The organism is Streptomyces sp. NPDC004111 (assembly GCF_042874215.1).
Lineage (GTDB): Bacteria > Actinomycetota > Actinomycetes > Streptomycetales > Streptomycetaceae > Streptomyces.
Genome location: NZ_JBIAMU010000018.1, coordinates 160,535 through 186,127, shown reverse-complemented (window position 1 = coordinate 186,127; position 25,593 = coordinate 160,535). Strand labels below are relative to the sequence as shown.

The window sequence follows — 25,593 nt, the reverse complement described above, 5'->3', positions numbered from 1 at the left end:
CGCCCGGCGCGCCGGAGTGCTCCGGCGCCGCCGTCGGAGGAGGTAGGTCGGACGCCGCGTCCGCTGAGTGTCAGAAGTTCGAGATGACGTTGGTGAGAACGTTGGGGATGGTGTTGGGGTCGCTGGCGCGGTAGGCGCGGGCGTTGGTGGCTTCGGCGATCTGCTTCAGCTCCGAGGCGCCGGCATTGGTTCCGTAGGCGATGGTGAAGACGCGGATGGGCGGTTTGTCCGGGTCGCCGATGATCCTCTTGAGCTCTTCGAGTTCGGGTCCTCCCTTGGTCTCGTTCTTTCCGTCGGTCAGGACGACGACTGCGTTGATGGCGTCGGCGTCGTAGTGGTCGCGGAGGTTCTGCACCGCCTTGTTGATGGTGCTGTACAGGGCGGTGGCTGCGTCAGGGCTCAGCCGGGCGACCTGGGCCTGGAGACGAGCGCGCTGGGTGGACCCGTCGGGTTGCCTCGCGCCCATGGGTGCGGGGTCGGCGTCGGCCACGTGGGTGGCGGAGAAGTGCCACAGTCCGACCCGGTCTTGCTCGCTGAAGCCGTCCAGCAGCGGGCCGCGGGCCTGTTTGACGAGGTCGAGTTTGCTGGGCTCTCCCGTGATGGGTTTCCGGTCCTCGGCGTTGGAGCCCATGGATCCCGAGGTGTCCATGAGGATCAGGACGTTGGCGGGCTTGCGCAGTTGCCGCCAGACCTCCAGGACCTTGTCCAGCACGCCGGCCGGAGGAGCCTGGAGGGGCTGGGGCAGAGGGGCGTCGGGCCGTGCCCCGTTGTCGGAGGTGATTTTCTTGGTGGGTTCGTTGGAGGGCGTGCGGAAGCCGAGGTCGGTGAAGCTGTCCTGGGCGGTCTGGGAGGCCAGGAAGCGGGCGAAGTCGTCGGCGACGCCCTGCTTGGCATCAGTGAGTCCGTTCAGCTTGGTGTAGGGGTGGTCGCTGTAGATCGTGCCGACGCCGCTGTCGTTGGTGGGGTAGAAGGCGACGAGTTTGGTGCGGGGCGGGGCCTTCTTGGCGCAGCCGGGTTCTGCGGAGCGGCTCCCGCAGGGGTAGCCCTCGTTGTAGGCGACGACGCTGTTCTCCTCCATGGTTATCGCGTCGATGTACGAGGCTGCCTGGCCGGCGTCGTCGTAGCGGCGAAGGTTGGCCAGGAAGGTCAGCGTGGTTTCGCCGTAGTGGACGGCTGCCTTCTCGATGGTGCGGACCTTGTTCTGGTTGTTCTTGTTGGTGAGGTCGCTGGGGACGAGTTCGCCCGTCGTGCCGGTCTGGGTGTAGAAGGCAGCGATGGTGGCGTTCAGGCCGGAGGTGGACGTCTCCGGGTTCGTCTTCCCCAGCTTGAATCCGGGCTTCGAGGCAAGGTTGGCCAGGTCTGCCCAGCTGAGTTTCTTGCTGGGCCAGCCGAGCTTGACGGCGGCCGGCCGGGGCATGGCGACGGTCAGAGGGCTGGAAGCGAGGGAGGCGCCCGCACTCTGCGGCAGCAGGGCGAGGGTGTCTTTGCCTGCTGCTCGCTGGCGGGCGATCGCCAGCCATACCGTGGAAGCCGGTGTCCATACATCCGGGCGCGGCCCGTCCGTGCGGGTGTCCCAGCCCCGGACCAGCGCCTTCATCGCAGTGCCCGAGTCGACGCTGCTGACCTCGATCTTGACGCACTGGCCGCCGCTGGAACGCGCTCCGTACCGGTGCGCCAGGTCGGCGAGGACGGCGGACTTGTCGGTCGAGGAGACGACTTGCAGCGTCTGGGCGGGCTGGCGGCAGGAGTCCAGTCCGGACGCAGTGCCGGGCTGCTTCTCGCCGTTGCCTTCGCACGAGAGAGGGATGCTCACGGCTGCCGCCAGCACGACCAGTGCACCGGAGAGGAGAAGCGTCCTGCGCTGTCCCTTGCGGCTGTGCCCAAGGGGGTCGGTATTCCTCGCTGTCTCCCCGGCAGCCGCACCTGCCCCGGCAGCTGGTGCCCCGGGCGTGCCCGCATCCGTCCCCGCCCCTGCGGCGGGGCCGGGCGTGCTGCTGGTACCCGCCCCCGTGGGCAAGCTGGAGGGACTGCCGGTGCCGGCCCAGGCTGACGCCAGTGACTGCGCGTCACCCAGCACGGTGCTGAGGCCGGAGAGATCTGCGGCACAGCGTTCCACCAGGGCCTGCGCGAACGTCTCCCGGTCCTTGCGTGCGGCATCGCCCGCGGGAGCGGACATCGCTTCCGAGGCGAGCCTGCGCAGGCGCGCCCACTGCTCCTGGTCGGCGCCGCAACGCTCGGCGTACTTCCTCACGCGCTGCTCATCGGGCAGGTTCTTGCCCTCGGTCATCCGGGAGACGGCGCTCTTGTCGAGGCTGAGGGCGTCCGCCAGTCCCTTCTGCGTGACCATCTGCTCCTCTCGCAGCCTCACCAGCGCCCAGGCGAACGCCTGCGCTGGGCTGTGGCGCGGGTCGAGGGGGCGGGGGCTCCCGGGCCCGCCCGGACGGGGTGCGCCCGAAGGGTGCTCCCCGCTCACCGGAGACCCGCAGAAGTGAGCGGCGCGGTGAAGAGGTAACCGGCCACGTGCGTGGCAGCCAGTACCCCGCCCGAGACGACGGCCAGAACCGTAGCGGCGCTGTAGCCCGCGAGCACCAGGGTGATCACCACGGCGTAGACCACGACGAGGATGGTCAGCCGTCCGACGGGCGGCAACGGCACAGGCGGACAGAGGCGCCTGCGGTAAGGAGTGAGGATCATCGTGGTGCTCCTTCTGGTCCGGACACTTGGATCGTCCGCCGCCCGGTGCCTCCGCGGACCGGGACTGCAATCCCAACCCGCGCCTCCAGCGGCTGACTTGCCCTCAGCTTTCCTCAACTCCCCGCCGCGTCACCAGCGTTTGGGGTTGCACGGTGGGTCCCGCAACTCTCACCTCACGGACACCGCGCCCGCCCGCTGGACGCATCACCATCCCCGCCCCGGAGCAACAGCCTCTGCGGCCGGGCGCGGCTCCCGGCCCGGCGCCATCTCGCAGGAAGACACAACACTGCGGGTCGCAACAGGTGCGCAGGTGTTGCACCGCAATCCGCAACAGGCCGCACAACCACGACTGCCCCGGATCAACCACACTGGGACCAACGCCCCGCCCCGTCGGCCGGGGCCAGCGGAGGTCCACTGGTCCGGACACCGCACCTCACAGGGCCGGCCCCCCGCTGCAACGGAGGGCCGGCCCCGCCTCTCGTCACTCCCAACCCTGGTTCTGAGTGACCTCACAGGATTTGTATGACTGAGTACGGCGGGGTGGCCGGGGATGGTCACCGGATGAGAGTGCGCAGAACAGGGATGCTGGCTCCCGTACTGGTCATTCCGGCGAGGACGGCGGCTGCTGCCGGAACGCCTGTCAGGAAGGTGAGGCCTCCGGTGACGAGGCCGATGACGAGGGCGGTCAGCAGCACCCCCCACACCTCCCCCGCAGAACCCTGACCGCACCGTCGGTGCGGAGCCCGGCGGAGGTGGTGGGTCTCGCCGGGCCCCGCCGGTGTGTGGTGCGCGCCCCGACCGACGAACAAGGCGCACGCCCGGCCGGCTCCCCAACGGCCCGCCCCCACACACGGCTTGTGCGCATCGTCCTGCGGACTCCGGCCACCGTCCATCACACACGGGGATGAACCTCTCGTGCGTGCCCCCGCCCGCCCCTTTCGGACCCTTTCCGGCACCGGCCGGTACGAGCGGGCTCCCTGGGCAGGCACACACAGGAGCCCGTCGGCGGAGACGGTCCTCTCCGCCGACAAGCTCCCCGGCCGTGCGCGCCCCGGCGGACAGGGCACGCGCGGGACCGGCCGCGTTCACATGACCGGCCCCCACACGCTTTCTGCGCATCGTCCTGCGGGCCGCGGACCCCGTCCATCACCCCTGCGAGGGACCCCGGCCGCCCACCCGGGGGCGGGCGGCACAACAGCAGCGGCAGAGCCCGGCCAGGGGGAACTCGTCCACGGGCTCTGCCATGCGTGGGAGTGCGCCCCGGTCGACGGGGCGCGCGGTAGCGGCCGCGCTCAACAACCGTCCCCCCACACACGCGGATCCTCCCGCGATACCAGGACCCCGCCCATCACCCGAACGGGCAACTGCCGCCCTGTCCCGTTGACCTGTCGCACCCCCACCCCGACGTGGGCCTGGGCCTCTACCCAGACGGAACTCTTCGCCCTGCACGACGCCGACTCGGCGCGCCCCGAGGCGACCGCCCCGCCTCGGCCTCATCACCAGCGACTACCGCCCCAAACCCGCCTACAAAACGTACCGCCCACTGACCGGCGAACTCGGCTGACAGGCCCGTTCCGGCCGGGCACCAGCACACCGAACTCATGGACATTTCCGCCTCTCCCCGCTTCCCGGGCGCAGAATCATAGGTGGATCAAGACCAGGTACCAAAGGGGACAGCTGTGCTCCACCCCACTCGAAAGAGGAGCTGCCGCACCCGTTTGAAATCTATCGGCGCTGCCCAGGGCCACTGCAGGTGCGGCGTTGCGCACGACAAGGTGCCGCCTACGGAACCTGCATCGCATCACCGCGCAGGAAGAAGCGTTGTGTGGGCATGCCCGCAAACGATGAGGCCCTGCACACGGCCACCGCACGCTGCAAGAACACCGAAGACGCTGTGCGAGCAGCCCAGGAACGCTACCGCGCCACCCACGCCGCCGCCGCCCAGGCCGAGGCGGCACGACACCGGGCGCGCCGAGACGCCCTGCGCGCGGAGTCAGTCCTGCTGGCGGCTCTGGTCGAGCAGGAGTCGGCCGTCGCGGCACTCACCAGTGTGCTGGAACACGGTGCCCGGGCCTGCCGTTGCCGCAGCGCCGGCGGTCGGTGATCTCGACGGTACCGCGGGGCAGCAGCCCGGGCCGCTCCTGCTCGCCACTGTTGCTGTGGCCGTCGGCCCGCGGGTGGCCGTGGGCGGAAGGGGCTGGTGGGCCTGGGTGAATCGGATGTGGGGTGAAGGTTCGGGGCAGGGCACGGCCCGGACGGCAACTGTTGCCGCACGGCAAGTATCGTCGCAGTGCCCGGCCGGGGGCCCTGGTTTCCCAGACGGTGGTCGCCGTATGCCCGCGCCCCCGCCCGCCGTGGAGTCACCGTGCCCGACCACAGCAGCCCCCTCGCCTCGTTCACCGGCCAGTACGACGCCCAGGGGCGGCAGATCATCACCGCGCGGGGCGAACTCGACCTCGCCTCCCTGCCACCCCTGACACATGCCCTCACCCTCGCCGCCGTCACCGGCACACCGGTCATCCTGGACCTGGAGGCGGTCACCTTCGCCGACTCCACCGCCCTCAGCCTCTTCCTCGCCACCCACCAGGCCACCGCCCTGCACCTCGCCGCACCCGGCCACCTCCTCCGGCGCCTCCTGGAGGTCACCGGCACCGACCAGGTCCTCAACCTCCACCCCACCCTCGACGACGCACGCACAGCAACCGCCTGAAACCCCACCACCCCGCCCGCCCACGCGAGCGCGCGGACGGTGACCACCGGGCGACGCGGGCTTGGGGCCCCCAGGCCGTGGCGGCTCTCAGCCCTCGTCCCAGCCTGCCGGGTCCCGGGCAATGGTGTCGGCCAGTCGTGGCAGGGGGGTGTTGGTGCTCAACGCGCGGGCCCGTATCAGCAGCAGGGCATCGGACACCGGCAGGCCGAGGTGTTCCGCGAGCATCCCGGCGGCCCGGTGGGTGCTGCCCCAGTGCGCGTCGATCATCCGGCGCGGATCCCACAAACGACTCGGGTCCTCGGCCCGCAGGGCACTGTCCATGTCCTCCAGGAGGCGGGCCACCGCCCGGGCCGCCAGCCTCCCCTGCTCCACCTCCCCGGGCCGGGCGGGCCACAGGCACGTGCGGTAGAGCAGCACGCAGCCGAGTACTTCACAGCCGCGCACCACGGGGAAGGCCCGCAGGGCGCGCACCTGCGGCAACTGCTCCCCCACAACCGTGCTGAAAACCGGCCACCGAGGGTCAACCTGCCGGCAGTCGCCGACGACCACCGGCTGTCCGTCGGCCGCGCACGCGATCCCGGGACCGCGGCCCACCTCGAACTGCAGCTCCTCCAGACGCAGAGCGGTGTCGTCGGAGGCGCACAACAGCTGCGCCGTGGCCGTGTGCGGCATCAGGGTGACCGCAGCACCCTCCGCACGCATCCCCATCCGCAGGGCATGCACGATACGGACGGGCAGACGGTACGGGTCAGGCTCACACGCTGCCTCGGCCAGGAGGTACGCCGCCACATGCAACCGCTCACTCACTTCCAGCCCCCGGGGAGTCCGCTCACAGGACTTGCTCCGGCGGGGTCCGGGCCGGGCACTCACGCCCTTTCAGTGTGCATCGAAATACCGTGCGACAGACACGCATGTGGCAATCCAGTCCGTGGCGGAACGATCCTCCACCACATGCCCGGGCCCCCTGGCCGGCGGCCACCGCCGACGTGGACCGGCGCGTGCTGTACCCCCACCACGATGTCTTCGGCGAACTCGCCGACGCGGCCTGCCCCGTGCGACGACCGCGGCGGCAGGGCGGTTTGCGGATGGTCTTGGCCCCGGCACCCCGCGGCCGGGTTCAGGCCCGCGACCGGGCACCCCCTCTGGCACGCACCCACCGAGGACAGGTGGCGGTGCCGGCCGCCGTCATGTCCGCGTTGGACGGCGGCCGGGCGCAGGGCATACCCCAGGAAGGCGGCCCCGCGCACCCCCGCAAAGGGGCTGCGGCGGCGGGAAAAGCTCCGCAACCCCGCGCGAGGGCCGGCCGGGAGAACACCTGCAGCCGCGGCGCTCCCGGCACTGGTAGACAACCACCGGGCGGCCCGGGCCGGGAAGGGCCAGGCCCCCTCTGGCCGGTTCCCGCCGCCCGCGCCCCACGCTCCTGGGCAGTGAACTAATAAGCGTGCAGGCACTGTGGTTGGGGACAGGCGGCTTCACAAAGGTCCGCAGACACTCGGCCATCCTGTGGAGGCAACCAGTCATGTGCACCCGCCCGGCCCGGGAGAGCAGGAAGGAACCCCGGGCCACGTCCGGGCCCCGGAGGAAGAAGCCGCCGACCTCGGGCAGGCGATCACCACGCACCGCCTCGTCGACCAGGCCATCGGCGTACTCGCCGCGACCACGCGGATACCGCTCGTCGACGAGGCAGGGGGCATGCTGCGCGAGATCTCGGTGCGCACCGCCTTACAGCAGACCGTTTCCTGGGCCCACACCCTCCGCCTCGACCCCGCCCTGCACCAGGAACTGCGCCGCCAGATCACCCGCCGCACCACGGCACACCCACCCCCGACCCGCGATGCGCGCGTTCCTCCCTCCCAACGCCCGGACACGGGAGCAGACTCTCCCCCACCACCCGGGCCGGCGGGGCGCCGCAGCCGACGACCCAGCATCCCGCCCCGTGCCCTGCCTACCCCGCCGGGCACTCCCGCACCCGCCGCCAGAACGACACCCCCATACGGTCGGCCACCACCGCCGAACCGCACAGGGCCCGGGACCTTTTGACGTGGTGCGCCCGGACCCGGGCACACCACGTCAAGGGATCCGCGCTCGAAGCCCGCCTCCCTCGCAAACGCCAGCGTGCGGTCCGGCCGGACAGAGAAAAAGGCGCACATGCAGCCGGAACCCGTGCCCCCGGAGATCACCCACAGCGTGTGCCCGCGCTGCCATGCCGACATCGACGGGCTCAACGGCCGCTACGCCTGCACCCTGTGCGGATGGGTCAACCACTGGTCCGAAGGCCAGGGCGAACTCCCCGCCCCCGACGGCCACCTGCCCGAACCACCCCCCGAGCCCGGAAGACAGCCGCCCGCGTGAACAGTGAGTTGTCACGGGGTGCAAGCAGTGGTACTCGGGCGCACCACTGGGCTCCCGCCGGAGGCGTGTGCGCCCCGCGCGACCGGTCGCCACGGGCCTGCAGGGCGCACGCCCTGCCACCGGTTCCCGGGCGCGGGAAAGCCCCACACGAACCATGCGCCAGAGCCTCAGAGAGGGCCTGGCACCCCGAGTTGCCCGCAAGCGGAAACCCAAACCCGGCACGAACGCCCAAGCCCGCGCCCAGAAAGCGGCCGGGCCCGCAGATGCGCCGGACACCCTCCTCCGGCCCTCGGTCATACGCGCGAGCACACCCGGGCGGGCAGCGGCAGCGCTCATGCCGCGCGGGCGGGTTGGCGTCCGCCGGTGAGCAGGGCCTGCTGGCGGATACGGGTACAGGTGCGCGACAGGATCCGCGACACATGCATCTGGGACAGGCCCACTTTCCGGGCGATCTCCGCCTGCGTCATGTCGTCGAAGTAGCGCAGGTACAGGATCGTCTTCTCCCGCGCGGGCAGCGCCCGCAGCAGCGGCTTCACCGCCTCCCGGTCCACCGCCAGGGCGTATCCGGTGTCCGTGGCCTCCAGGGTGTCCTTCAGCGCGTAGTCGGTGCCGTTGTCGGTGGTGGGCCGGTCCAGGGACAGGGAGGCGAAGGCATGCTGTGCTTCCAGGCCGTCGCGGGCCTCGTCAGTGGTGAGGCCCGCCTGGGTCGCGAGTTCGGGGAAACACCGTTCCGATCCCCCAATCCCCCAATACATCCCCCCATACAAACGAGGGACACAGCCCGCTGCCCGAGCCACCGGCCGACGGCGCGCCGCAGCGCTCGCGCCGGTGTGCTCCCGGGGGCGGTGACGGCACAGAAGAGGATGAGCGCCGACGTACCGCCGGGCCGCTCCGCCCACCCCGCCCGCACCCGCATCTGGACCTCTCCCGGCTCCGCGAGAAGAGGTGTCCGCACCACAGGGTGGCCCCCGACATGCCCTGACCAGGCACAACGGGCCATGTCCGGTTTGGGGGGTGCCTACCTGCGGTGCGACCTCCGATCCGCCGCTGATTCCCCCGGTGCAGCCCCCTGTGCAGCCCCCTCCCAGTGCAACCCCCGGCCGGTTCCACAGGTCGCACTCCACGTCGCACTCCACGTCGCGCCCCGGGTCGCGGAGCCCCCCGCGCGGGCGGCACGAAAACCCCAGTTCACAGCAGGTTCTTGCGTGGCGGCGGCGCGCCGACTACTTCCCTCCAAAGGGGGTGTACGGGCCGGAGCGCCCGCGGCCTGGCCCCGTGTGCGCGAGGGCGGCGCACGGCGAGGCCCCCGACCCCTTAGCCGTGCAACGGACGGCGCCGCCGACGCGCGGGCGGGCGGCAACCGCCGGTTGTCGGCAACTTGGGTTGCCGCCTGTGAGGTCAGCGCCGGTGGGCAAGCCTGGGGCTGGCAGGGCTTGCCGGGCCGGTGGCACCACGTTCCGCGCGAACCCGGGCGGCGGGCACGGTCACTTCGGATCCGCGGACCCGAGCCCGCGGCCGTGACTCGTGCTGCGGGGCGGTCGTTGAACCGGGCGGTGCCCCCAGAGCACCGACTCCATGAGAAGGCCCCCGGTCGCGTGCACACCCGGGGGCCTTCTGGATTCCACCCTCCCACCGGTCGGCCGGCTGCCCGCGGTTCCGCCGGACGGAACGGGGCAGGCCTCACTCGTCCGGGGGATCGACAGGTGGGTGCCGGGGCGGGACGCTCCGCAGAAAGGCCATGGGGACCGGCCGGCTGCGGGCGGCCCCACGCGCACACCGCTATGCGCACATGGCAGCAGGGCCCGCACACCTCCGGTCCCCCCGAGGGCGCGGGCCCTGCACCCTGCGGGCCCTGGGGCTATGCGGCGAAGCCGACGGTGGTGACGAACTCGTACTGCCCCCAGTTCGAGCCGAGATCGGTAATGGTGTCGTCCCACGCCGCATCCAGGCCCTGGATGTCGCCCGAAGCCCAGGAGGCGACGATGCTGTCCCAGCGGCGGACGTTCATCGTGCGGAACTCCACGACGCGGGTGAGCTGCTGGTCGACGCGGGACTGGTTGAGCGGGTGTATCTCCATCCGAGTCCCGCGCCCCTCCCGGTTCAGACGCTTGAGGAGATGGGCGGCCACGTTCTGGCGGCGCACCTGCGTATAGGCGCGCTCGATCTTCTCCAGACTCGCCCGCGACGGGGTCTGCCTGCCGCTCTGCCAGGCCTTGAGGGTGCGGTCGGTGACAGTCAGCCCGGCGTCGCGGGCAGCCTGGCGGGCATGGGCGGTGCGGGTGAGATAGTTCAGCCGGGCGCTCCACCCGCGCCGGGAAGTGACCGGAGTGGCAATACCTCCGGCGAGGCGGTCGAGCTGGCGGGCGAGGGCGTCGCCGCCCTTGATACCGCTGGCACCGAACAACCCAAAGTTCTTGTTCTTCTGCGGCACTTACTCCCCCAGTCCTCTGCCGGTCCTGCGTGCCGGTGAGTGAAGCCTGCCAGACAGCACTGACAAGCCGATCTTGCATCTAGCCACGACGGCTTGCACAGCCGGCTGCATCGCCCTTCTCCGTGCCGGGCTTCGGCATGGCCGCCGCCGGACTCCGGGCCCCGGGCGCTCTCACTCCTGCCGCCAACGGGCCGCTTCCAGGGCCCGGTGGCGTGCGCGCAGTTGCGCACGGCGGGCCCGCCGGCCGGCCGCGGCCTGCTGCTCGTCCCGCTCGCGCTGGCGGAAGGCGATGCACCCGGGGCACACCAGGTCCACAACCCAGCGCCGTATCGCGCGGCGTGGTCCCGACCCGACCGGCAGCCGCCACCCCCGGAGGAGAAGGCGGACCGTGAGCGGCATCAGGTTCACCAACGAGGCGAGACGGGACACGTTCCACTCCCTCTCGTCCTTGTCCAGGATGAGGCGCACCTGCGCCGGCAGGCCAGTGGGGAACTCCTCCAGGAGCAGGGCGCGTTCGTCCTCGGTGAGCCAGTCGTCGTGGGCCCTGCACACCACGGCGCACCCCTGGCGGTCCTTCTTCTTCCGGGCACGGCCCGGTGCTTTCGTCTTCATGACCCGAGGATCTGACGCCCTGCCTGTGGACAGAATCCACCGGCCCGAGAGCCCGGCTCTGCGGTACCAGCCCTGGGTGTCACGCTGACAGCCCGGCAAGGAAACCACCACGTATCCGCAGGTCAGCCCCCTGTGCTGTCACCGTGACACCCGAGCGTGACAGCCGGGCGTGACACCGGAGCAGAGCAGTGCCGTGCCGTGTCAGGGCTGGAGGCCGGGTGTCCTCTGACAGCGATGCTGGACCGTTTGCCATCGAAGTTGGACCGCTGGTGCCGGGCATGAGGAGGCTAGAGCTGTGCGTGGTGCCCGGTGGCGAAGCGGACGAAGCCGGCGATGCGCGGATTGAACGTCAACATGCACTGCTCGCCGAGAGCCGAACGGACGCCTGCCACCACGTCGGCGTCCGGCGCGCCGAACACCTCGAAGCGTTCCACCTGGCAGTGCTTCATCACCTCTTGGATGTACGGATCCGCCAGCTTCCAGTGGAGGCGGACCGCGTCGGAGTCCTGGTAGAGCTGGAAGCTGTGGGCGAGCATCCGCTCCTCGTCCACGAAGGTCTCCACCATCAGCTGAGGACCGTGCTCCTGCGCGAACGTGACTGCCCTGCTGATGACGTCACGGAAGGCCTCCAAGTGACCTTCGGTGATGCGCATGGTGTTTCGGAAGAGGAGACTCGACGAGTCGTGAGTAGTCATGCCTCGACACTCGCCCCTCAACCCCGGTTGAGGTCAAGCGCGGGTTTCCTCAGCACACTCCTCGACCTCGTAGGCTGCGCTGACCTCTCAGCTCCCCGTCCGGCTTCGCTGTCACGCATCGAGTGGTGGTCCAACTTCGATGGCAAACGGTCCAAGTTCCCTGTCACGCGACACCGGGCCCGTGGCCGGGGTGGGGCTGCCGGGGCAGCTCGTGCTCCTGGCGGTGCGGGTCACCCCGGTCGGCGGTGGGGGCGGGCGCCGGGGCTTCCCGGTCCTCGATGTCACGGCGGCGGGCTTCGGAGGCCCGGGTGAGGGCGCCGAGCCGGGCCATGTTCTTCGGACTGCGCAGCCACGTCGCCGGATCCGTCGTACGGCCCTGCGGATACTCCTGCGGCATCGCCGCCTGCTGGGCCGGGGCGAGGGCGGTGTCCCGGTCGGGGTGGTCGTGGCGGATCCGGGCGTCGCGGATCGCGTTCTGCAGGGCGAGGCTGGCGACTTGGGCGCGTTCGTACAGGCTCGACTCCCGCGGCGGTTTCCCGTCGGCGGCGGCGATCCACCACCGGTGCGGCAGGGCAAAGCCGGCGGTGTAGACGAGCCGGTCCGCAGTCGGGGCAGGGCGCCCCTCTTGGGGCTCGGTGGTCTGGCGGGCGTGGCGGTAGAGGGCTGCGTCGGCGATGTAGTTGTCCAGGCCGGGCGGGAACGCGCGGCCGCGCAGGGTCTCCATCAGGTGGCGGCGGGCTTCGGCCAGGACGTGGCGGCGGGCGAAGGATTCGCGCACCGTGAACACGACCGCGGCGACATCAATAGCCGCGAGCCTGGTGTCCACCCTGGGGCTCACCCGGGCGCGGATCGCCTTGCCCGCGGCACGGCACCACTGGTTCAGCCGATCCTCGAACATCGGCGGTGGTCGGTGGGCGTTCGCTGCAAGGAACGCGGCGGTCCCTCCCCCACCGCGCTGTCGCGGGTGGCCTTGCCCGCAACTGGCCCGTCCTGCGGGCCCCTGTTCGACATACGGGAACCAGGGCAGCTTGTACGCCGGGGTTCGCATACGCCCCGGTCCAGCCCCGCCAGCGCCGGGAGAAGACCGTCCACGTAGCAGGTGCTCCGGCCAGACCCCTCCACTCCACTACTCCACTACTCCACTACCGAGGGATGAGCCGCACAGCTTCAGGCAGCACAAGGAGGTTACGGACCACGCAGAACTTCCCGATGGTGTAGGCCCATGAGCCGCGAGGTCAGGGCAGGACCGCCTCCGGGTGTCCTTCCTCGGCTGTGATCACAATATTTCAAGAATCTTTCCTTCTGCTGTCCTTCACCTGCTAGCTTCGGCCTCACATCACCACCAGGCAAGCGCTGAGCGCAGGGAGTGACCGGTGCGACTTGGTTGAGTTACCTGTTCCGGGCGATGAATCGATACGCGCGCGGTGGGATCCCCGGCGGGATGTGTGCGTCACGGCGCTGGCTCTCGACGGTGAGCTCCTTGAACTCAGTCTCGTCGACTTGCTCCGCGGGGCCGACCGGTTGCGGACGATCGAGGCGTCCACGCCCGGGGAGAAGGTGGCGCTCATCGAGTTCTTGCTGGCCATCTGCTACGCCTCGGGGACGTACCCGGTCTCCGCCGCCAAGTGGCCGGCGTGGGTGGACGAGCAGGACGCGTTGCGTCCGGCAGCGGACTGGCTCGTCAACCGTCCTGAGGACGAGGTCTGGGACCTCTTTCATCCTGCCGAGCCGCTGGGGCAGAACGCTCTTCTAGCGCCGTTCCTCGACGAGCACGGTTCCGGGCCCGCCCAGTTGGTGATCGAGCGGGTCGGCGACTACAACCAGTTCTTCGACCAACATCACCTGGAACACCCGGCTCCGCTGCCTGCCGCTCAGGCCTTCCGGGCGATGCTCACCCAGCATGTGTACGGGCCTGCCGGACGGGCTCGCATTTCCGGCAAGGCAACACTGGGAGATCCCCTCACCAGACTCGCCGCCGGCCGCCTCGGCACCCGGATCCGGGTCGTGGCACTGGGCTCGACGCTCGGCGAAACACTGCGTTTGAACCTGGCACCGGTATCCGGCCCGCCCGGCGAGCTCAACCTCTCCTGGACCACAGGAAAAGAACGCCGGGGCTTCGCGGCCAAGGCCGCGGGCCGGGCGGTGACCGGACCCGCCGACCTGCACAGCGTCCTGGGCCGGTCCATCCTGATGCGCCCCACGCCCAGGGGCGACGGCGTCGACCGGGTGCTGCTGGGGGCGGGCGAAGTGCTGTCCCTGGCACAGGATCAGATGCAGGACGCCGTGTACGTCACGAAGTCGGACGGCGCCACCAAGCCGTTGTGGGCCTCGGCTACCCGCGCCGTGTGGCGTGACGCCCATGCCCTGTACGCGGCGGTGGACGAGGCACGTTCCTCCGGGCGAGGGAACAACGGTGCGACGCTGTACCGCCGGCTGGCGCTCTTCCCTCCGGAAGACGTGGCCCCCGAGCCCGGCCAGCAGCCGTCACGGCGGGTGGAGCTGTGGACGGTTGGGCTGGTGGCCAAGCAGACCACGGCCATTGCCTGGGTGGACGGCACGTTCCCGTTCGCCCCCGGTCTCGAAGCCCAGCTCTACCAGGCGTCCTTCCGCGGGTCAGAAGTCGCCGAGTATGTCGCAAAGGCCCTGAGCAAAGCGGCATTCGCCGCCTGGACTGTCGCCTACCCGAACCCAAAACCCGCTGACAAGGCGAGCCAGATCGCACGGTTCGACGTACGTGACCAGCACTGGAAAGCAACGCGGGAGCCGTTCGACCTTCTGATGGACGAAACCGCTCTCGGTACGCCGGTGAAGGAAGGTCTGCACGACTACGCAGCCACCGTGTCCGCGGCTGCCCGCCGGCTCCTGGTCGAATGCCTCGACTCACTGCCGCGGAACTCGCAGGGGGCCAAGACCCAGGCCGTCGCGCTGAACCGGTTCGATGGCGAACTGGCCTCGGCAAAGGCACCAGCGGAACTCCGAACGGAGAGCACGTGACCATCGAGACCGAGCCTGCGGCCGGGCCGGAATGCAGCCCGAACAGTCTGGCGCTCACCACCTGGCTGGCCAGCCTCGTACGCAACCGGCAGTACGGCAGCCTGGCCGACCTGCGTCGCCCGCGGCTCCGCAAGGAACCGCACTTCCGGGCCATCTGGTTCAGCCCTGGCGAGCAGCAGCGGGAGATCTACGAGCAGGTGGCCTTTCTGTTCGCGGTCTACCACCAGGGCCGGTCCACGCCCGCCTACGGCTTCGGAAGCTTCGGTGAGGCAGCCCGGCGTATCGGCGGCACGGCAGGCCGTGGCCCGGACGACCCCGGTGCCGCCCGGCTCACCGATCGCATCGTCGCCAGTCGGCGCATTCCCTGGCGCCACCTCCAGCACGGGGTCGCCCGGCTGCGCGCCTGCGGCCAACCGCCGCCGTCCTGGGCCCAGTTGGCCGACGACCTCAGCCGGTGGCACGACCGAAAGGCCCGCATCTCCTACGAATGGGCCGTGGCCTTCCACATGCCTGCCGGGAAATCGGCCGGGTCCCGGACGCCGGCCACGCCCTCTTCCGTATCTCCTCAGAAGGACACCACTACGTGAGCAGCGACTCCCTTCCCACCGGCAGCCAGTTCCTCTCCCTGCACCTGCTGGAAACGCTCGTGGCCGTGTTGCCCGTGCGGGACGAGAACGGTTCGCCCAAGTCCATCGTCTACGGCGGGAGCGAGCGGCACATGATCACAAGTCAGGCCCGGCGCCGCGCCGAGCGGGTCCACACCCGAGACCGGGCCAACGCAGGCATCGGGGCCTTGGCCGGACGCAGCACCGGCCTGCGCACGCGGGAGTGGGCGCTGATCGCCAGCCGGGAGCTGTGCTCTGTGCACGGCTGGGAACAGGGGGAGGCTCTGCGCACCGCGCGGGCCGTCATCGAGGCGACCGGTCTGAAGTTCGGCGACGTGGGAAAGAAGACCGTCGCGAACCTCACCAAGGTGCTGCTCTTCGCGCCCTCCGACGCGGGTGTGCGGATCGCCGCTCACATCAGCGAGCAGGCAGAAGAGCTCCGTACCTGGACGGCCCAGTACCTCGAAGCGCAGGCAGCAGCCGCCGTCAAGGCAAAGAAGAGCCGCAAGGGCGCGCAGGAGGAGCCCAGCGAACCGGAAGCCGCAGACGCGGCTGATGCCAAGCTGCCCGCGCTGCCCGCCGCGTCCCGTGCCGCGGTCCTCACCGCCCTCGCGCCGCGCGATGCCATCGACATCGCCCTGTACGGCCGGTTCCTCGCCGAGATCGCTGACTCTCCGAACGTGGACGGAGCCGTCCAGTCCAGCCACGCCTTTACCGTGCACGAGGCGGAGCAGGTCGACGACTTCTACGCCGCCGCCGACGACGCAAAGCTCGACCGCAAGAAGAACGCGCTGGACTTCCTCGACGCGGCTGACGATGCCGGCGCCGGCATGACCGGCTACCAGTCGCTGATCACTGGCACCTTCTACCGGCATGCGGTCCTCGACCGGGTCAAGCTGCGGAGCAACCTGCGGGCCGCGGGCATGAACGCAGAAGAGGCTGAAGAGTTGTCCGTGGCAGCCGAGAGGGAGTTCGTCACTGCGTTCGTGGACGCGTTTCCCGAGGCGAAGAAGAACTCGACCGCCTCCACCGGATCACTGCCCGCACTGGTCCTGGCGTTCGAAGGCGAGCGGCCCTACAACTACGCGGCCGCCTTCCAGGCTCCCGTCGACGAGAACCCCCTGGACAAGGGGGGCGAGGGGCCGGCCGGCCCGGCCGCGGTGAAGCGGCTGCTGAAGCACCACTCGTTCGTCAGCCGCCGCCGCCCCGACATCAGGTCCGGCCGCGTCCTGACCTACGACCCGCAGATCGACGAACTCCTGGGATCGCTCACGGACGTCGGCGCAACGCCGGTGATCCGTACCGAGGAGCTGACGGGGTGACACACGTTCTTCTCGTCCGGTGCGCCGCTCCCCTGCAGTCCTGGGGGGCGGCCTCCCGGTTCTCCCACCGCGACACCCACAGCCGGCCCACCAAGTCCGCGGTGGTGGGCATGTGCGCGGCGGCCCTGGGCCGGGACCGCACCGATGCGGTAGATGACCTCGCGCGCCTGGACTTCGGCGTGCGCGCCGATCACCCGGGCACGCCGGTCCGCGACTACCACACCGTGGGCGGAGGCCGCTTCCCTCTGAGCCCGCGGGACATCATCACCGACCACCGCCGTGCGGCCGCCGTCGCCGGGAGCCTGGAGTCAGCCCAGGGTGAGGGCTTCGGCCATCACCCGTTGGCAGGCTGGTACGGAGCGCCCAAGGAGATCAGGACCGACCCACTCTCCGGAGCCCTCGTATCCGCAAAGCTCTCGCGCACCGCGCTGATCACCGAGCGCTGGTACCTGTCCGATGCGGCGTTCATCGTGGGCCTGCAGCACACCGACCGCGCACTGCTGGAAGAGATCGCGCACGCGCTGGAACATCCCAAGCGGCTGCTCTGGCTCGGCCGGAAGTCCTGCCCGCCCTCAGGCACGCTGGCGGCAGGGATCCTTCCCGGAACAATCGCCGAGGCCTTCACGGCCAAACGCCTGCTCCCCGCAGTCCCCGGCCCCTCGGAAACCTCAAGCGGGCCCGAGCGGCGGCCATGGGCCTGGATTCAGACGGCGCCCGGCGTACGAGGGGCCACACAGACCAACGACCAGCCAGTCAGCTTCGACCCCGCCCACCGGGTCCACGCCACACGCTGGGAACGCCGCACCCGCATCAGCATCGCCCCCACCGCCACCGATTGGGACATCATTCCGTGAGCAGCACCGATGCCGCCTCGGCCCGCTTCGTCGCGACCCACAGCATCCTGTCGCTCGACGCCCGCCATCCCCTGGTCGCCAAGTCCCTGGTCGACGCCCATGACATGCACCGCACCGTGATGAGCGGGTTCCGCGGCTGGGTGGAGGACGGCGACCCGGCCGCGCGCTCTCACATGGGCCTGCTCTCGACGTGGTCGCTGGATCTCAAGGCCGCTGTACTCGTCCTGGTCGTGCAGTCCCGAATCCCCGGGGACTGGAACCGCATCCCGCGGGCCGCTCACACCGCACCGCCGCACGTCATCACCGTCGACCGCACGTTCAAGGCCGGCGAGTCCGTGGGCTTTCGTACGGTCGTCAACCCGACCCGCAGCAAGCCCCGACGCGGCCCCTCCGACGAACCGGGCAGGGCGCAGGGGCGCAGCGTCCGGACCGCGCACTCCACCCCGGAGCATGTGAAGCGGTGGTTCACGCGCCGCCTGCAACCCGACGGTGAACCCGCCTCCGTTGAGGACGGTGTGGCCCGCATCGGCGCCACCGCAGACCCAGACACGCTGGCAATCCGCATGCTGCCCACCGTGTCCAGCGCCCACCGCAACAAGCCGGTCCGTATCGGCCGTGCCGAGATCCGCGGCACCCTCACGGTCACCGACCCCGACACCCTGGTCAACGTCCTGTCCAACGGCCTGGGCCACGCCCGCCCGTACAGCTGCGGGCTGATCCTGACCCGCTAGAAGCCACCGCACCTCACGCATTCCCCGTTCCGCCGGCAGGACGGTTCCGGGGAGCATCTCCAGGAGGCGAGGCACCGCACGCCTCATCCGTGGCTGGACCTGGCGCCAGGTTGCAGCTGGCAGGCACATCGCGAGGGAGGGCTCACGAGGTTGTCAACCTTGAACCTGACGGCAGTCGCCGGTACCCGCTGCGGGCAAGTGGGGCGGCTACCCGACCGCGGCGCTGTTGGCCGCATCCCCGCTCGGCACCGTGCTTCCGCCCGGTCAGCCGCTTCCCGGTGGTGGGTGCCCCTTTGCTGCGGGCCGCCTGCAGACGGCCCGCAGCAATTCAGGGCGGCCGGTGTCAGCGCTTGGTGGTGCGGCGGGTCAGAATCGTCAGCGTCGCCCGGGCATCCCGGCGCCGCTGCGGATCCCGAGAGACGACAGCCGCGGCGGCCACCGCCAGAACGGTGCTGGTATAGACGAGGCCGGTCACCGCGGTGACGGTGGCTGCCTCCTGGAACACGGACTCTACGACGGACATCAGAACGGACACGGTGTTCCCTTCACGTGGTCGCCCGGCGGCTTGCTCCGCCGGGCGGGTCCCTTAGGTATCCGGTGTCCGGAGGGTGTCCGGCGACGTCCGGCGAGAGAAGCAGAGCACATTTCTGCAGGTCAGGGTGAGGGGCATGGATTTTCCGGAGAAGTCTTCCGCAGGCACGGACAACCAGGGGGCCCCTGATGTCGCATGCGCCCGCAACCCTGATTTCGGGGCGGAGCTGCGCGCCCTCTACGCAGCCGCCGGCGGGAGCCGCGTGCACACCTACCGGAAACTCGCCAGCCTGAAGGACACCAGGCCCAACAGGCCTGCAGGGGCGAGGACTTTCAAAATATCGAAGTCCTCGCTCGGCGAATGGCTCGGCAAGGGGAAAAGGTCGGTCCCCTCCGAGCCGGAGCAGGTCCGCTTCGTTCTGCACGCCCTCATCCGTTTCCTGGAGGACCAGGCATCCCTGCGCTCACCGGGCCACCGGCAGACAGACATCCGCATCTGGAAGGCTCGGCTCGATGCCGCGCGCGCGGTCAGCAGGAGCAGTCAGGGCGGCAGGGGAGGGAAGATTGACGACTCTTCGAAAGGCCGTCTGCTCGGCCTGCCGTCCCAGGCCCTGCAGAGCGCTCTCCCCACGGCGTTCACCGGCCGGGAGGAGGAACTGGACGCCCTGTCGGCCTTCGTCACCGCGCCGGACAGCGGCCCGTCCTACGTGTGGTGGCAAGCGGACGCCTGGGCGGGCAAATCCGCTCTTCTCGCCTGGTTCGCCACCCGCCGGCTGCCCGCAGGCATCGATGCTGCCCACTACTTCATCGCCCGGCGCCTGGGCACGAACAGCCGACAGGACTTCCTCCGGGCCGTCGGCGACCAACTCGCCACCGCCGCAGCCCCCAGCCCCCGGGCTTCCCCTCACAGTGATCCCGACCAGCTGCACACACTGTTCGAAGCCGCCGCACGGACCAGTGCCGTGCGCCGCCGCCGACTGGTCCTCATCGTCGACGGTCTGGACGAGGACGGCGACGCCGCCCTGGGCAGACAGAGCATCGCCGCGCTCCTCCCCCGACAACCCCCACACGGCATGCGCATCATCGTCTCCGGGCGCGCCCACCCGCCTCTCCCGTCCGACCTCGACGGCCACCCGCTCCGCGACCCCCACGTCGTACGCCGGCTGGCCCCCTCGCCCGCGGCCCACGTCGTCCGGGACACGGCCCTGCACGAACTGGCCTCCCTGCTCCACGACCGGACGGTCGGCGCGCCGCTTGTGGGGGTCCTTGCCGTGGCAGAAGGATCTCTGACCGCAGCAGACCTGGCGGCCGTCACGGGCGCACGGCACTTCGAAGTGCTCAGCATGCTGCGCACGGTGGCCAGCCGCAGCCTCGCACCCACCATGATCGACCGAGCCCTGCTGACCGCACCGGATGGAGAGGACTCATCGGCCGGCCTGCAACCACTCGTCCTGGCCCACGAAGAGCTCCGTGCCGCCGCCTCCCACGCCCTGGGCAAGGACGAACTGCGCACCTACACGCGAGATCTTCATTCCTGGGCCGACCGCTACTGGGAAAGCGGCTGGCCCACGGACACACCCAGCTACCTGCTCACCGGCTACACCCGGCTCGTGCAGCGCAGCAAAGACACCGGCAGGCTTGAGGCCCTCGTGCTGGATCCTCGCCGCCAGCTGCGCCTCATCCAGCGCTCCGGACCCGACATTGCCCTCGCGGATCTCACCCTCATCTCCTCGCCCGAAGACCCGCCACCTGCCAACAGCCTGGCCGTCGCGGCACAAACAGCCGTGTCCCGCGAGGCCCTGCGCGCGCACACAGAGCCCCTGCCGCCCGCCATCGCACAGACGGTCGCCCGACTCGGCGATGCACAACGGGCAAAGTCTCTGGCCACCACCTCGCCCCAGCCGGCGGCGAAGGCCGCAGGACTGGCCCAGGTGGCCCGCGTCCTGGCAGACCTAGGACACAGGGACGCCGGGAAGACCGCCCAGGAAGCAGCCCACTGCGCAAGGACGTCCCTGTCCGCAGCACAGCGCTTCGAGCACGCCGAGACAGCAGAAGCCGCAGCCTGCCAGGCCGCACTCGCCCTGCTGGCGACCGGGCAGCACCAGGACGGACTCGCCCTGCTCCGCTCAACCCGCAGGCCCAGTTCCACCCGGTACGAAGCATGGGCCGAGGCCGCCGCACTCCTGCAGCCACAGCACCCGCAATTGGTACGGCTGCTCCTGGACGACCTCGAAGCAGAGGCCGACGGCCTGGCCGCCGAGTCCGGCCATGCACCATCCACCGCCATTGCCGTTCAGATCTGGGAAACCGTCACCGCCACCGCGCCCCAGCGGGCCAGACGCCTCCACGCCCGCGCCCTCCGCCTCGCCCAGGAGCTCCAGGACACGCCGCCCGCACCCGGGACCGCCGGCACCCTGGCGGCCCTTGCCTCACTGGTGGCCACAGCCCGCCCCGCCGATGCCACCCGCATCGCCACGACGGCCCGCCGACATCTGCAGAACCTGCTCCTTCAGGGCACCGCGCCCTCTCCGGCCGCCGACCACATCCACTGGGCAACCACCGTCCGTCACACCCTCGTGCAGGTCATTCAGGCACTCACCCATACAGGGACACCCGACAATGAGGTCCGGGCCCTGCGCGCGGAGGCAGAACACGCGCTCCGCACCGCAACGCCGGACCTGGAAGCACACCCCGACCAGGAGAAGCCCCCCTTCGAAACCGCCGAGGAACTCGCGAACGAAGCGTTCCGGCTCGCGAACCGTGACAACCCCACCGGTGCCACACAGCACCTTGACCTAGCGCTGGCCCAGCTGCCCGTACCAGATCTCAGCGGCTCCCCCTTCTGGCTCCCGGACCTGGCAGCAGCACTCGTCCAGACCGACGCCACCATCACCGCCACGTCGCTGCCCGTCCGATGCCACCACCCTGCAGTCAGAGCACGCACACACGCCGCCATCGCGATCGCCCTCGCGGACATGGGCCAGGCCGCGCAGGCACGCCGGCACGCCTGCCAGGCAGCCGAACACCTCCCCGGCCCCAGCTCGCCCGCAGACACCCCCCGCGACGACACCACCTGGGCACACATTGCACACGCGCACGCCTGCACCGGCCAGACGCAGGAGGCACTCGACGCCTTCAGTGCCATCCACAAGCCCGCGGACCGCAGCAGCACCGCAGCATGGCGAACGACCGACCGGCTGGCCCGGATCGCCCTGGCAGCAGCGCTCCTCCCCCACGCCCCCCAGACGGCCGCGGACCTGCTTCACCCCCTCCTCCGGGCCCTGGACGCGAGCCGGAGAACACCCCAGGGGAGACTCGCAACCCTGGCACGCCTCGCCGAACTCCTCCCTGCCAGGGCCCCCGACAAAACGGTGAGCCAGGACCCGCTCGGCGCCATGGAGGAAGCCGCACGCGACTACCGCACCACACACAGCCCCGAGAGCTGGCTCCCCGAGACCGTCCTCGTCCACGCCCTCCTGGACATCGGCCAGGGACACGAGCCCGGCACACAACTACGCTGGCTGCACCGCGACATGGCCAACCGCGGCCCAGCGCACTCCCCCACCGCCGCCCTCGCGGTCGTCCACGCAGCGCTGGGCGACCTCGACACCGCACTGTCCATCGCCACCCGCCACCACCACGCCCCCCACCGCGCCCTCGCACTCACCGCCGTGGCGGAATTCCTGGCCCGGACCCCCACCCGCCCCACCCCCGCACCCGATCCCCTGCGCCCCGCCCCCTTCACCCGCACCATCCAGCACTTGGCGCGCACTGTCACCCCCCTCCCAGCGGACAACCCCGCAGCCGCCCGGTTCCTCCACCACAGCCTCCGCACCGCCAGCTGGAACCACACACTGCCCGCCCTGGCACACCTCGAGCCCGACGTCATCCCCCGCCTCCACCACATCGCCGCCATCCACACAGCCTCCGACACCCGTCCTACGAGCAGCCCACCGTGAACAAAATCCCCCTGCGCCGAGAGCCCAGGACGCAGAACAAACCCACAGAAGAGCACCGGCCCTTCTCCGCCCATCGCACAACCGGCCACTCCAGCCATCCCAGCAACCGCGGGAACATCGCACTGCCGGTCGCCATCGTGGGCAGCGCGGAGAACACCCCGCCCGCACCCGCCCGCACGGCAAAGACCTCCGCCACGGCCAGCGCGGCCTCCGTCTTCCCCTCCCTCATCGGCGCCTCAACAACCATCAGCCCCGCCACCGGCATCGACCGCGCTGAGCAGAACCCGCACCGGCTGAGGGAGCTTCACCGCCCGCCATCCGCCAAGCAGTCCACCGACCCCGTACTCCTCGGCACACGCGTCGAACAACTCCTCCTGCACCCGCCGCCACACCGCATAGCTCGGACCACGCGTGGCAAGCAGCTGCAGGCGCGCATCCAGATCTAGCAGCTGCAATGCTCGGAGGCACCCTGTGATGCCCTCCGACTATCACCGTGAACTGCCCGCTCTGCCGATCCGTCCACCCGTGCCGCTCCCAGCCTCCACTCCGGCCCATACGCACGCGCAGTACGCATCTCCAGCCCGTGTCCCCGCATCACATCGGCAAGGGACTCCACCTGGCAGGCAAACGCCGGTGTCGCCTTCCCGATGTCGTGCACCGCAGCCAGCCACACCACCAACCGCCGCGCCTGCACCGGCCCCTCCGGCAACGAACCGGCCACCAGCGCCCTTACGCTCGCCGGCAGCCACTCGTAGCACACCAGCCCCGCGACCGCCGCGCTGTCCTCCGTATGCCGCCACAACGGCAGCCACCCGCCAGTGTCCCGCTCATGCTTCGCCCACACCGCCCGCGCCGGCCCCGACAATCGTCCCCGAAGCCCTAAGCCCGGCCCCTCCGCAACAGCCATGCCACGATCAGTACCGGCAAAACCATCCCCCAGTACGCAGGATGAGGAAACTGCCCGGCCCCACCGGCCCCGCTGCTACACCACACCGCCGCATACGATGGCCCCACCCCGCCACGCCCCCGGCAAACCCGAACGAAAGAACCCGCGGACGCTATGCACAGAATGCCCGACTCGGCGAAAGTAGCCAGAAACCAGCACCCCCGGCGATAAAACACCAGCTCACGAAGACTGCTCCCCGCGTACGCGGGGATGTTCCCCGGCAGCCGTCGCCAGGACACCCCGGCCTGCGCTGCTCCCCGCGCACGCGGGGATGTTCCCTGCGGGGTCCACACCCGGTACCTGACCCGGCCCTGCTCCCCGCGCACGCGGGGATGTTCCCAGCATTCTGCTGCAGCAGTCCGCGCAGTCCGCCTGCTCCCCGTGCACGCGGGGATGGTCCGCGCCGAAGAGGGCGTACAGCGCCGCTTCAAGCCTGCTCCCCGTGCAGGCGGGGATGTTCCCCCGATGGTCGTACCTGGACTGTGGCAGACCGACTGCTCCCCGTACACGCGGGGATGTTCCCCAGTGGACGGCGCACCTCGACCGCGCCAATCACTGCTCCCCGCGCACGCGGGGATGGTCCCTCCTCGCCCAGCTCGCGCAGTTCCTCGCGCAGCTGCTCCCCGCGCACGCGGGGATGGTCCCGTGCCCTTGCGGACACGGGTCACGGTCGGGGCCTGCTCCCCGCGCACGCGGGGATGGTCCCGGCATGTCCGGATGGGGCGAGAAGATCGAGTGCTGCTCCCCGCGCACGCGGGGATGGTCCCCGCGTTGCGGCACGCGTCGATTTCCTCGGTAACTGCTCCCCGCGCACGCGAGGATGGTCCCGACACCCGGGCCGTCTCCGCCAGTCCGCGCAGCTGCTCCCCGCGCACGCGGGGATGGTCCCCGAAGCGGGCGGCACCGTGAGACGGCCTCGACCTGCTCCCCTCGCGCCCGGGGGTGGTCCCGTATCGAGAGTGGCGAGACAGACGCCAAGGTGCTGCTCCCCGCACACGCGGGGATAGTCCCCAGGAAGCGAAGTTCGACGGGGCTAAGGTGAACTGCTCCCCGCGCACGCGGGGATGTTCCCCGCCCCTTGCTGTCCTTGGGGAACTTCTTGCGCTGCTCCCCGCGCACGCGGGGATGTTCCCATTCCGACGGTGTCGCTGTTCTGGATCATCTTCTGCTCCCCGTGCACGCGGGGATGTTCCCGCGGCAACGAATCCTGCCCAGTCGCGTCCCGCCTGCTCCCCGCGCACGCGGGGATGGTCCCCTCCTTGAGGGCTTCCGCCTCGGTCATCTTGTCTGCTCCCCGCGCACGCGGGGATGGTCCCGTCGGGGACGTCCCCGTACCCATGCAGACCAACTGCTCCCCGCGCACGCGGGGATGGTCCCCTCGCCGAGACCGTCGAGCAGTCCGCACAGCGCTGCTCCCCGCGCACGCGGGGATGGTCCCCGCTGGGTCGACTGGTCGTTGTCGTAGTCCGTCTGCTCCCCGCGCACGCGGGGATGGTCCCGAGACGGGAGAGACGGTCACGGTCGATGACCGCTGCTACCCGCGCACGCGGGGATGGTCCCACGGCCGAGCGCCTGCACATGCAGCAGTACGTCTGCTCCCCGCGCACGCGGGGATGGTCCTGCGACCACGGTGGATGTGCTGGTCCTGTTGCGCTGCTCCCCGCGCACGCGGGGATGGTCCCTCTCGTTCCTGCCGGATGCCGACCTGGTCCGCCTGCTCCCCGCGCACGGCGGGGATGGTCCCATCGGGCACAGCGTGGAGAAGGGCGACGCGACCTGCTCCCCGCGCACGCGGGGATGGTCCCCACCCCCAGTTCTTGTACGCATAGACCACGGCCTGCTCCCCACGCACGCGGGGATGGTCCCTGACGGTGCGAGGGTCTACGCCGAGCCGACGGCTGCTCCCCGCGCACGCGGGGACGGTCCCTCGATCGCTTCGGCGCGGGTGCGCTTCACGGTCTGCTCCCCGCGCACGCGGGGATGTTCCCCCTCGTGGTGCCGCTCCCGCCCTGCGGGCTGACTGCTCCCCGCGCACGCGGGGATGGTCCCCCTCGTGGTGCCGCTCCCGCCCTGCGGGCTGACTGCTCCCCGCGCACGCGGGGGTGTTCCCGGCCGTTGCCGGTGCAGCAGGCAGTACGGGTGCTGCTCCCCGTGCAC

19 protein-coding genes, 1 pseudogene and 1 CRISPR repeat array (1 of these 21 running past the window's edge) are annotated in these 25,593 nt (G+C 70.7%); of the genes and pseudogenes, 9 read left to right on the top strand and 11 right to left on the bottom strand.

The window, feature by feature from the left end; translation table 11 throughout:
• Window positions 1-70: 70 nt before the first annotated feature.
• From ACFYVL_RS31695 to ACFYVL_RS31685, 3 genes are all read right to left on the bottom strand, one after another.
• Window positions 71-2,473, bottom strand: coding sequence for a substrate-binding domain-containing protein (locus ACFYVL_RS31695; RefSeq protein WP_389250955.1), 2,403 nt, complete (start codon window positions 2,471-2,473; stop codon window positions 71-73).
• Window positions 2,470-2,694: a hypothetical protein gene (locus ACFYVL_RS31690; protein ID WP_389250954.1), complete on the bottom strand. Its 225-nt coding sequence runs from the start codon at window positions 2,692-2,694 to the stop codon at window positions 2,470-2,472. Before ACFYVL_RS31690 ends, ACFYVL_RS31695 begins: the two co-directional genes overlap by 4 nt.
• A 554-nt stretch (window positions 2,695-3,248) precedes the next feature.
• Window positions 3,249-3,389 (bottom strand): hypothetical protein, encoded by a 141-nt coding sequence (locus ACFYVL_RS31685; protein ID WP_389250952.1) that lies wholly within the window; start codon window positions 3,387-3,389, stop codon window positions 3,249-3,251.
• A 1,136-nt stretch (window positions 3,390-4,525) separates the two neighbouring features.
• Between ACFYVL_RS31685 and ACFYVL_RS31680 the strand changes: the two genes are divergently transcribed.
• Both ACFYVL_RS31680 and ACFYVL_RS31675 read left to right on the top strand, forming a co-directional pair.
• Complete coding sequence (locus ACFYVL_RS31680; RefSeq protein ID WP_389250950.1) at window positions 4,526-4,798, top strand: hypothetical protein; 273 nt, start codon at window positions 4,526-4,528, stop codon at window positions 4,796-4,798.
• Window positions 4,799-5,059: 261 nt separating this feature from the next.
• Window positions 5,060-5,404: an STAS domain-containing protein gene (locus ACFYVL_RS31675; RefSeq protein ID WP_389250949.1), complete on the top strand. Its 345-nt coding sequence runs from the start codon at window positions 5,060-5,062 to the stop codon at window positions 5,402-5,404.
• An 87-nt stretch (window positions 5,405-5,491) separates the two neighbouring features.
• Here ACFYVL_RS31675 and ACFYVL_RS31670 read toward each other — a convergent pair whose 3' ends face one another.
• Window positions 5,492-6,076: a GAF and ANTAR domain-containing protein gene (locus ACFYVL_RS31670; protein ID WP_389250947.1), complete on the bottom strand. Its 585-nt coding sequence runs from the start codon at window positions 6,074-6,076 to the stop codon at window positions 5,492-5,494.
• 1,476 nt (window positions 6,077-7,552) lie between these two features.
• Here ACFYVL_RS31670 and ACFYVL_RS31665 point away from each other — a divergent pair.
• Window positions 7,553-7,756: a hypothetical protein gene (locus ACFYVL_RS31665; RefSeq protein ID WP_389250945.1), complete on the top strand. Its 204-nt coding sequence runs from the start codon at window positions 7,553-7,555 to the stop codon at window positions 7,754-7,756.
• A gap of 332 nt (window positions 7,757-8,088) precedes the next feature.
• Here the strand turns inward: ACFYVL_RS31665 and ACFYVL_RS31660 are convergent, their stop codons facing one another.
• The 5 genes from ACFYVL_RS31660 to ACFYVL_RS31640 form a co-directional block, all read right to left on the bottom strand.
• Window positions 8,089-8,511 (bottom strand): sigma-70 family RNA polymerase sigma factor, encoded by a 423-nt coding sequence (locus ACFYVL_RS31660; RefSeq protein ID WP_389250943.1) that lies wholly within the window; start codon window positions 8,509-8,511, stop codon window positions 8,089-8,091.
• A 1,103-nt stretch (window positions 8,512-9,614) separates the two neighbouring features.
• Window positions 9,615-10,187 carry a transcriptional regulator gene (locus ACFYVL_RS31655; protein WP_389250941.1) on the bottom strand — a complete coding sequence of 191 codons (573 nt, stop codon included), beginning with the start codon at window positions 10,185-10,187 and terminating at the stop codon, window positions 9,615-9,617.
• A gap of 171 nt (window positions 10,188-10,358) precedes the next feature.
• Entirely contained in the window at window positions 10,359-10,799 is a 441-nt protein-coding gene (locus ACFYVL_RS31650; protein ID WP_389250939.1) for a hypothetical protein, read from the bottom strand.
• A 287-nt stretch (window positions 10,800-11,086) separates the two neighbouring features.
• Complete coding sequence (locus ACFYVL_RS31645) at window positions 11,087-11,494, bottom strand: hypothetical protein (protein WP_389250937.1); 408 nt, start codon at window positions 11,492-11,494, stop codon at window positions 11,087-11,089.
• 163 nt (window positions 11,495-11,657) lie between these two features.
• Window positions 11,658-12,392 carry a hypothetical protein gene (locus ACFYVL_RS31640; protein WP_389250935.1) on the bottom strand — a complete coding sequence of 245 codons (735 nt, stop codon included), beginning with the start codon at window positions 12,390-12,392 and terminating at the stop codon, window positions 11,658-11,660.
• A gap of 482 nt (window positions 12,393-12,874) precedes the next feature.
• On the opposite strand from ACFYVL_RS31640, the gene ACFYVL_RS31635 reads away from it, so the two are divergent.
• From ACFYVL_RS31635 to ACFYVL_RS31615, 5 genes are read left to right on the top strand one after another with little or no spacing between them, the layout of a single operon-like run.
• On the top strand, window positions 12,875-14,488 hold the full coding sequence (locus ACFYVL_RS31635; protein ID WP_389250934.1) for a type I-E CRISPR-associated protein Cse1/CasA: 1,614 nt from the start codon (window positions 12,875-12,877) through the stop codon (window positions 14,486-14,488).
• Window positions 14,485-15,075, top strand: a complete 591-nt coding sequence (gene casB, locus ACFYVL_RS31630; RefSeq protein WP_389250932.1) for a type I-E CRISPR-associated protein Cse2/CasB — start codon at window positions 14,485-14,487, stop codon at window positions 15,073-15,075. Before ACFYVL_RS31635 ends, casB begins: the two co-directional genes overlap by 4 nt.
• A complete protein-coding gene (locus tag ACFYVL_RS31625) occupies window positions 15,072-16,415 on the top strand; it encodes a type I-E CRISPR-associated protein Cas7/Cse4/CasC (RefSeq protein ID WP_389250930.1) in 1,344 nt (447 codons plus the stop codon). The genes casB and ACFYVL_RS31625 overlap by 4 nt, the downstream gene beginning before the upstream one ends.
• Entirely contained in the window at window positions 16,412-17,269 is an 858-nt protein-coding gene (gene cas5e / locus ACFYVL_RS31620) for a type I-E CRISPR-associated protein Cas5/CasD (protein ID WP_389250928.1), read from the top strand. Before ACFYVL_RS31625 ends, cas5e begins: the two co-directional genes overlap by 4 nt.
• Window positions 17,266-18,000: a type I-E CRISPR-associated protein Cas6/Cse3/CasE gene (locus ACFYVL_RS31615; protein WP_389250926.1), complete on the top strand. Its 735-nt coding sequence runs from the start codon at window positions 17,266-17,268 to the stop codon at window positions 17,998-18,000. Before cas5e ends, ACFYVL_RS31615 begins: the two co-directional genes overlap by 4 nt.
• 343 nt (window positions 18,001-18,343) lie before the next feature.
• Here ACFYVL_RS31615 and ACFYVL_RS31610 read toward each other — a convergent pair whose 3' ends face one another.
• On the bottom strand, window positions 18,344-18,523 hold the full coding sequence (locus tag ACFYVL_RS31610; protein WP_389250924.1) for a hypothetical protein: 180 nt from the start codon (window positions 18,521-18,523) through the stop codon (window positions 18,344-18,346).
• A 145-nt stretch (window positions 18,524-18,668) separates the two neighbouring features.
• On the opposite strand from ACFYVL_RS31610, the gene ACFYVL_RS31605 reads away from it, so the two are divergent.
• Window positions 18,669-22,490 carry a hypothetical protein gene (locus ACFYVL_RS31605; RefSeq protein WP_389250922.1) on the top strand — a complete coding sequence of 1,274 codons (3,822 nt, stop codon included), beginning with the start codon at window positions 18,669-18,671 and terminating at the stop codon, window positions 22,488-22,490.
• A gap of 88 nt (window positions 22,491-22,578) precedes the next feature.
• Here ACFYVL_RS31605 and ACFYVL_RS31600 read toward each other — a convergent pair.
• Window positions 22,579-23,397: pseudogene (locus tag ACFYVL_RS31600) on the bottom strand (CRISPR-associated endonuclease Cas3''); the annotation flags it as partial.
• Window positions 23,398-23,625: 228 nt separating this feature from the next.
• A CRISPR array of direct repeats spans window positions 23,626-25,593; the repeat unit is 24 nt; unit sequence CTGCTCCCCGCGCACGCGGGGATG (it continues 491 nt past the right edge of the window).

What these genes read in the sequence shown, in the direction of transcription:
- ACFYVL_RS31680 (WP_389250950.1), top strand. Translation starts at nt 4,526, where the DNA reads ATGCCCGCAAACGATGAGGCCCTGCACACGGCCACCGCACGCTGCAAG.
- ACFYVL_RS31605 (WP_389250922.1), top strand. Translation starts at nt 18,669, where the DNA reads ATGGATTTTCCGGAGAAGTCTTCCGCAGGCACGGACAACCAGGGGGCC.
- ACFYVL_RS31645 (WP_389250937.1), bottom strand. Translation starts at nt 11,494, where the DNA reads ATGACTACTCACGACTCGTCGAGTCTCCTCTTCCGAAACACCATGCGC.
- ACFYVL_RS31670 (WP_389250947.1), bottom strand. Translation starts at nt 6,076, where the DNA reads ATGCCGCACACGGCCACGGCGCAGCTGTTGTGCGCCTCCGACGACACC.
- ACFYVL_RS31640 (WP_389250935.1), bottom strand. Translation starts at nt 12,392, where the DNA reads ATGTTCGAGGATCGGCTGAACCAGTGGTGCCGTGCCGCGGGCAAGGCG.
- ACFYVL_RS31665 (WP_389250945.1), top strand. Translation starts at nt 7,553, where the DNA reads ATGCAGCCGGAACCCGTGCCCCCGGAGATCACCCACAGCGTGTGCCCG.
- ACFYVL_RS31660 (WP_389250943.1), bottom strand. Translation starts at nt 8,511, where the DNA reads ATGTATTGGGGGATTGGGGGATCGGAACGGTGTTTCCCCGAACTCGCG.
- ACFYVL_RS31650 (WP_389250939.1), bottom strand. Translation starts at nt 10,799, where the DNA reads ATGAAGACGAAAGCACCGGGCCGTGCCCGGAAGAAGAAGGACCGCCAG.
- ACFYVL_RS31610 (WP_389250924.1), bottom strand. Translation starts at nt 18,523, where the DNA reads ATGTCCGTCGTAGAGTCCGTGTTCCAGGAGGCAGCCACCGTCACCGCG.
- ACFYVL_RS31690 (WP_389250954.1), bottom strand. Translation starts at nt 2,694, where the DNA reads ATGATCCTCACTCCTTACCGCAGGCGCCTCTGTCCGCCTGTGCCGTTG.